This window comes from Methanosarcina sp. A14 (assembly GCF_001729375.1).
Lineage (GTDB): Archaea > Halobacteriota > Methanosarcinia > Methanosarcinales > Methanosarcinaceae > Methanosarcina > Methanosarcina barkeri.
In genome coordinates, this window is record NZ_LZPK01000240.1 from 1 (window position 1) to 5906 (window position 5906).

At 40.3% G+C, this 5906-nt stretch carries 5 protein-coding genes; all 5 read right to left on the reverse strand.

The window, feature by feature from the left end; translation table 11 throughout:
• Nucleotides 1-215 precede the first annotated feature (215 nt).
• Nucleotides 216-1118: a hypothetical protein gene (locus A9239_RS11630; RefSeq protein WP_053010621.1), complete on the reverse strand. Its 903-nt coding sequence runs from the start codon at nt 1116-1118 to the stop codon at nt 216-218.
• A gap of 1656 nt (nt 1119-2774) precedes the next feature.
• Nucleotides 2775-4430: an AMP-binding protein gene (locus A9239_RS11635; RefSeq protein ID WP_048118012.1), complete on the reverse strand. Its 1656-nt coding sequence runs from the start codon at nt 4428-4430 to the stop codon at nt 2775-2777.
• Between the two features lie 108 nt (nt 4431-4538).
• Entirely contained in the window at nt 4539-4982 is a 444-nt protein-coding gene (locus A9239_RS11640; RefSeq protein WP_048118015.1) for a thioesterase family protein, read from the reverse strand.
• A gap of 104 nt (nt 4983-5086) precedes the next feature.
• Nucleotides 5087-5665, reverse strand: a complete 579-nt coding sequence (locus A9239_RS11645) for a helix-turn-helix domain-containing protein (protein ID WP_048118018.1) — start codon at nt 5663-5665, stop codon at nt 5087-5089.
• The coding region (locus A9239_RS19935) for a hypothetical protein (protein WP_218104602.1) at nt 5665-5906 on the reverse strand (242 nt) is incomplete at its 5' end. The genes A9239_RS11645 and A9239_RS19935, both read right to left, overlap by 1 nt.

Here is a 5906-nt window from a genome sequence, read left to right on the forward strand (position 1 = left end):
ATCCCGGCCGGAGCACCATATTAAATTATACACACAGAACTTATTTTTTATAATGATTTTCTACAGTGATTCATGAATTTTCTATAATGATTTTTCTAGTGATTTATGATTTTTCTTTAACTATTTGTTTTCTTTTAGAATCTTTTTGTATTTAAATACAGAAAAATATATTTTTCAGGTTCTGCTTCCTTAACTCTAAATTCCCCAATGCTTTTTTAACTTTTTTTCAGGATAACAGAATGGAATTCCTTTATTTCCCTGATTTTTTCCAGGTTCTGTTCTGCGTCAAGTAAGCCTGCCGTGTTGATGGATTCAAGCGCAGCCTTTGCAGCAAAGCAAGCTCCTTTCATGCCTCGATCCAGAGCAAGTACCCGGATCATTTCCAGAGACCACGCGATCTGGACAAGTACGTTTTTCATTCCGCCCTGAGATGCCTCTGTGCCCAGGTTTTCAAGTGCCTCAATTACTGCCTTTGCGTAGGACTCGTTATTTTCACTTACAGCGGTATTACCCAGATCTTCAAGAATGACTGCAGCTTCCAGAGTACTGGTTTCTATTGCCTGTTTGGCCGAAGCGATTCCTATCTCCCCAAGGTAGCCTATAGCAGCAATCCCGGCCTTATGAAGTCCTTTTTCTATAGATATCAGTGATACCTGCATGAGGTAAACCTCAGAAAGGCTTATCATCGTTTCCATTTTCATTCTTGAAGAGCCCTTCCCACAAGTTCCGAGCGATTCGGATGTACTTCTGGCTGCTACACCCAAGCCTTTTCCGGCAAACTCCATGGCAAGGCTCCCGACAATGGATAAAGCCTTTATAGCAACCGGCTCCCTCTTTTGACTGGCAGCCTCAAGTGCTATATCTACAAGGACACAACCTGAAACTGAGCATACCTGCTCCATTTTCATTTCAGCAGATACCCTCGCTATGTCCCCTATAGAGATGATCAGCGCTTTTATATCCAGCTCGTTTTCAGCATTGGCGTCCAGGTGAATCAACTGGAGCGCGAAGCCCTTGAGCTTGTCAATAGCTTCTACTGTTTCTTTTTGGTCCCCACTATACGCTTTTTTGAATCCTTCTTCAATAGTTCTGACTTCATCCAGCTCATTTATATCCACAGGCGAGACACCAGACCCCACAATAATCCTTGTTAATTCTATTGTTCTTACTCCAGATTAGTTTTCCTATCGGAATCAATCTCCTGGTCCTGCCCTTTACAATTTTCACCTTAAACCTTGAATTCTGCCACTCTTATCTTTGTCCGGCAGCAAATGATTTTTGATTTTTGTAAAGTCTGGAAATCTATTAGCCGTATTCTTAGAAAATTCATAGTTCCGGGATTTAACAAGTCTCGTCGACATTATCTTACTAGACATTAAACCAATCGTATCCTAGGTAGATTATTTTATTCCCCTTCTGTGAAAAAATAAAAGAACTCCTTGATATGTCGTAAAGTTGATGTATCGTAATACAGGTGTGAATACGGAAGTTACCAGCCAGGTAAGTAAACACCTGAGATTCTGACATCCTGTCTGGTCTCAAAAATAGGAACATCATACTATATCAAGACACGAAAAAACTGGAAAAAAGTAATCTATAAAGCGATACACATAATTGATAACCTTGACATTAATCAAAAACTTTGTTGCCTCACTTTGAGAATATGAGTATAAAATATTTATTGAGTAATAATCTGTGCAATTACAGAATGAGCCTATCCCGAAAGATATTTTATTCTTAATCATTGAGGGGTTTCAAAGATATTTTCATAATCTTGTGCTTGATTGAATATTAGAAATACAAGGCCGAAGACGCAAATTTCAAGTTTTGGGATGAGCTCAATAAGTAAATTTTGTTAGCACTTATACAAACAATATGAACTCTTAAAAGTGACTCATCAAAGGACTTAAATAGAATAGGACAGTTATTAATTGTTTGAAAGATATTTATAAAGGTCATAACTGGGGAAAGCACAATAGCTGAACTTCAGTGGGGAGAATCGGGAGAAAAATTATATTTATATTATTTGTACGATTTATGCAAATCAATAAATTGTGCGAAGAGTTTAGTCAAAAATAGTTCAAGTTAAAAGTTAAAATTAAGTTAAAAGTTGGTGATTGATTGAGAGCCCTGTTATGATGACCCTTGGGCTCTCAATCGGTGAAACCCCCTTGAAGAATACTCCCCCATATTCTTCATTTAGTTGCAAGAGAACAGTGCAGACATTTAATTAGTTGTGGTGATTGATTGAGAGCTCCTTTTGATACCTGAGTTCTCAATCGATGAAACCCCTAGAGAAAAACTCCCCATACGCTATGCACAAAGGTGCACTATTGCGCTTCTCTTACAACTACATCCTTCTAATGCTAAAATCGTATATATAATAAATTACGTCAAATATTCAATTACCCATCGTTTTTGTATTGTCATACACTTTTTAATATGGGAACAAATTAAAATGCTCTTCAAAAATGTAATCAATCTTTAAAATTTGCTAGTATCTTATTTTTTAATGGTTTTAAAATTTTAAAGCAAAAGATTAACAAATTGAAATTCAATGAAGATATAGAATTCAATGAAGATATGGAATTCAATAAAGATAGAATTCAATGAAGATATAGAATTCAATGAAGTAGAATTCAATGAATAAATAGAATCGACCTGAATGGCCGATAAAACAACCTGGGTGGTTAATAATAACTGATTAACATTTTAACCTATGCTATCAATAGCTGTCAATAGTCATTGCCAATGACTGTCAATAGCTACTGTCTTTACTCAATTGCTATCTCATCCTGCTTATTGACAAGTTCCACAGCCAGTTCCCTTAGCCTGTATTTTTGAATTTTACCGCTTGCTGTCAGCGGGAATTCATCTACAATGAATACATGTTTTGGAACCTTGTAGCGTGCGATCTTGCTTAAGGCATAATCCCTGATATCGGCTTCTGTAAGGTCTGCACCTTTTTTGAGAATCACAAAAGCACCTACAATTTCCCCGTATTTTTTGTCAGGGATGCCCACAACCTGGACGTCTGTAATTTCGGGCATGGTAAGCAGGAGTTCCTCAATCTCTCTTGGATAGATGTTTTCCCCTCCCCGGATAATCATGTCCTTAATCCTGCCTGTGATTCTGTAATAACCGTCTTCGTCACAGGTTCCGAGGTCTCCACTGTGAAGCCAGCCGCCTTCATCGATAACTTTTTTCGTTTCTTCAGGCATCTTATAGTAACCTTTCATTACATTATATCCGCGACAGCATATCTCTCCTACAGTGTTTAGAGGCACCGGCTCATTGGTATCGGGATTAACAACCCTGACCTCTACGCCCGGAAAATGTTTGCCAACAGTTTCGACCCTGAGTTCTAGAGGATCATCTACAGCGGTTTGAGTCATACCAGGGGATGCTTCCGTAAGCCCGTAAACACTGGTAATCTGATAACAGTGCATATCGTTTACGACCTTTTTCATGGCTTCCACAGGGCAGGTCGAACCTGCCATAATCCCCGTTCTGAGAGAAGATAGGTCAAACATGTCGAACATGGGATGCGTATACTCGGCAATAAACATTGTTGGCACGCCGTAGAGAGCCGTACATTTCTCTTTATGTACCGCGGCAAGTACTAATAGAGGATCAAAAACCTCGAGCATAACAAGCGTTGCTCTGTGAGTCAGAACGGCCATAACTCCGAGTACTATTCCAAAACAGTGAAAAAGTGGCACAGGAAAACAGAGCCTATCTATATAGGTGAACTTCTGGCGGTCTCCGATAGAAAGTCCATTATTCAGGATATTTTTATGGGTCAGCATGACTCCTTTAGGAAACCCGGTAGTCCCTGATGTATACTGCATATTGACAACATCGTCACAGTCGACACTGGCCATAATCTCGCAGAGCTTGTCATCGGGATAATGGCTGCCAAGAAGCATAAGCTCGTTTGTGTTATACATACCCCGGTGCTTTTCCTGTCCTACGTAAATTATACTCTTAAGATAGGGAAAGTTTTTGCTTTTCAGTCTCCCTCTCTCAGAGGTTTTGAGCTCAGGGACCAGTTCATTAATTATTTCGAGATAATCAACGTCTCTGTAGCTATCAATCATAGCCAGAGCCTTCATATCGGATTGTTTTAATACATATTCGACCTCATGGCTCTTGTAGGCAGTATTCACAGTAACAAGTACTGCTCCTATTTTTGCCGTGGCAAACATGAAGGTAAGCCAATCAGGAACATTTTTTGCCCAGATTCCTACATGATCCCCTTTTGTTATCCCTATAGCTAGCAGCCCTTTTGCAAGGTTATTGACCCTTTCGTTGAACTGCCCATAAGTAAAACGAAGGTTGCGGTCAGGATAAATTATAAACTCGTGGTCAGGGTCTACAGCCACCTGTTTCTCAAAGTAATTACCGAGGGACTCTTCTATAAGATGCATGGTATTAGCCTCTCTCTTGCACTATTAATTTTTTGAAGCTGTTTGTTTGCGAACAGAAATATCTCATGTGCTCCAAAATTCGGTTTGTGGGCAGTCAGTCAAGTAAATTCAAATAGAGCAAGGGGAATCCGTATCCGTTTCAGCATTATCCATTGCAGGAAACATATGCGCTGTCAGAATTTCGCGTATTGGGTCAGGAAGGGGCATTGCTTTCTGGAGCTTGAAGTCGTAATAAACCAGCACTGCCTGACCCTTTACCTTGAGCTCGCCTTCCTGCCACGCCTCATGCCCTACAGTAAAGGAACTGTTTCCTATCTTTGCAATGAAAGTTCTTATCTCCACATCCGACCTGAAATACATCTGGTGCAGAAAATCAAACTCGGTCCTGACAAGAATCAGGTGCCATACATCAGGGCTAAGATCAAGGTCCGGTGAAAAAAGCCGGAATACTGAGTTTCTTCCAATTTCGAACCAGACCGGGAGGACAGTGTTATTCACATGCCCAAGCCCGTCTATGTCCCCAAAACGCGGACTAACAATTGTACTGAACATTTTTGATTCCTTAACTCTCAAGTACTTGTGTTTAATATCTCAAATATGGAGTTTCCAGCCAGTTATAATTAAGTGTTTACGTTCTCCTCTGCCTGACTGCGGCTTTACAGAGGAGCATAGACTACAGCTAGAATTTTTGCGTCCTTTTTCCCTGCTGCATGAACGTCATGCGGGATAATAGAGTCATAATAAATGCTGTCTCCGGTGTTTAGCCTATGGACATCCTTTCCATAGAAGATTTCAATTTCCCCGGAAAGAATATAAATGAACTCCTCTCCTTCGTGAGAAGAGAGCTGGTGGCTTTCCTCGGGAGACGGGTGAATATCAATAATGAAAGGTTCCATGTTGCGGTCTGCTTTATCGGAGGCAAGGGAATAAAACTCAAGAGCACTCTTCCTGGGTTTCTCAGTTTTCCCCGAAAAACGGACTACATTTTCAGACAGCCCTGCCCTGACAATTACAGGCCCACTCTGTGGCATATCGTCCAGAAAAGTACCGAGGCGGACGCCTAAAGCCCGAGCAATTTTTAAAAGAGGTGTTAAGGAAGGAACCAGGGCCCCATTATCTAGCTGCTGGATTAACTCCGCGCTGCTCTGACTGGCTTCAGCCAATTCTTCAATTGTCATTTCCCTGGCTTCTCTAAGCTGGCGTATCTTACTACCGACACGGTTCTCTTCTGACATTATCCTTTCCTCATGAATATTTTAAGGTAGCAGACTCGGCAAAATATAAACCAGAGTCCTGTTAATTGCCTAGAAGGCTTATCTCTTTTGTATCCATCTATTATAAATACGTTTATTTTTGCTTTAAATATCCCATAGAATCCGGATATCGGGAATAGAGACAATAAAACAGATAGAAGAAAGACAGTGAAACAGGTAGAATAAATAGGAGTTACGCAGTAGGCTCCTAGCATATTGTTTT

Excerpts from the sequence above, each read along its gene's own strand:
- A9239_RS11635 (WP_048118012.1), bottom strand. The coding sequence starts at position 4,430 with ATGCATCTTATAGAAGAGTCCCTCGGTAATTACTTTGAGAAACAGGTG.
- A9239_RS11640 (WP_048118015.1), bottom strand. The coding sequence starts at position 4,982 with ATGTTCAGTACAATTGTTAGTCCGCGTTTTGGGGACATAGACGGGCTT.
- A9239_RS11645 (WP_048118018.1), bottom strand. The coding sequence starts at position 5,665 with ATGTCAGAAGAGAACCGTGTCGGTAGTAAGATACGCCAGCTTAGAGAA.